Raw genomic sequence first — 1,498 nt, forward strand, 5'->3', positions numbered from 1 at the left:
CGCTCGAGCAGGATGTTGGTGCCTTCCTCGATCTCTTCCTTCAGCCCGTCATAGAGATCGTCGTGCATCTGCTGCACCAACTCGTCGTCGGAAAGTTCGGAAAGGATGATCTCGTCGTCGGACATTTGTATCGAGCTCCTGCCGGCATCGCGACCATGTCGCAAAGCACAAAATATTCGCGTTCATACCTAACCCGCTGAGGGCATGTATCCATAGCTGATTTGCGACTTCCCGCAAAAGGAAAGCGACCGTAACTCTCTTGGAATTCTTGTCGATTTTGCGACAGGCGTTGGCGCTGGCGGGCCGTTTCGAATAGGGTGCATGGCTACGATCTGGCAAGAAGCGGCGAGAGGCAGCCGCTATGGATTCCAGACAAGAACAAATTCAGGGAAGAACCACCATGAGCGAACACGCGGCAGTCGATCAGGAAGCGTCAAACGCGCGACGTGGGCGCGGCGCCAGCGGCGGGGCTGCTGCCCGGCGGGCAGCACGTTCGGGCGGCGGTCCGGGCACGCAGCTCACCTACATCAAGCGCAAGATCAACGTTTATGAGGTGCTGGACGAGGAAGGCCTGGCGCTGATCGAGAAGAACACCGACACGGTGCTTGAGGAGATCGGCATCATCTTCCGCGATGACGCGGAAGCGCTGCAGCTGTGGAAAGAGGCCGGCGCCGACGTCAAGGGCGAGCGCGTGCACTTTCCGAAGGGTCTGTGCCGTTCGCTGCTCAAGACCGCGCCGTCCGTCTACACCCAGCACGCCCGCAATTCCGAGCGCTCGGTGCAGATCGGCGGCAACGCCACCGTTTTCGCGCCGGTCTACGGTCCGCCCTTCGTGCGTGACCTCGATGGCGTCAGGCGTTACGCGACGATCGAGGATTTCCAGAATTTCGTGAAGCTTGCCTATATGGCGCCGTCGATCCACCATTCGGGCGGCACGGTGTGCGAGCCGGTCGATGTGCCGGTCAACAAGCGCCACCTCGACATGATCTACAGCCACATCAAATATTCCGACAAGCCGTTCATGGGTTCGGTGACCGCGCCGGAGCGCGCCGAAGACACCGTCGCCATGGCCAAGATCGTGTTCGGCGACGATTTCGTCGAAAACAACACGGTGCTGACCAGCCTGATCAACGCCAACTCGCCGATGGTGTTCGACGAGACCATGCTCGGCGCGCTGAAAGTCTATGCGCGCCACAACCAGGCCTGCATCGTCACGCCGTTCATCCTTGCCGGCGCGATGAGCCCGGTGACGGTGGCCGGCACGCTGACGCAGGTTCTGGCCGAAGTGCTGGCCGGCGCCTCGTTCACGCAGCTGATCCGGCCGGGCGCGCCGGTGCTGTTCGGCACCTTCGCCTCGTCGATCTCGATGCAGTCGGGCGCACCGACCTTCGGCACGCCGGAGCCGTCGCTGGTTTCCTATGGCGCCGCACAGCTGGCGCGCCGCCTCGGCCTGCCGTTCCGCACCGGCGGTTCGCTCTGCGCGTCCAAGGTCCCGGAT

The 1,498-nt window shown here is 62.4% G+C and carries 1 protein-coding gene and 1 pseudogene; one reads left to right on the plus strand and one right to left on the minus strand.

The annotated features are described in order from the left end of the window. Positions 1–125: pseudogene (locus EN935_RS42485) on the minus strand (cobalamin-binding protein); the annotation flags it as partial. Positions 126–400: 275 nt separating this feature from the next. On the opposite strand from EN935_RS42485, the gene EN935_RS35615 reads away from it, so the two are divergent. Continuing rightward, positions 401–1,498, plus strand: a 1,098-nt coding sequence (locus EN935_RS35615) for a trimethylamine methyltransferase family protein (RefSeq protein ID WP_127374206.1), incomplete at its 3' end; no start/stop codon positions are given.

Origin of the sequence: Mesorhizobium sp. M7D.F.Ca.US.004.03.1.1, from assembly GCF_003998635.1 — a bacterium.
Lineage (GTDB): Bacteria > Pseudomonadota > Alphaproteobacteria > Rhizobiales > Rhizobiaceae > Mesorhizobium > Mesorhizobium loti.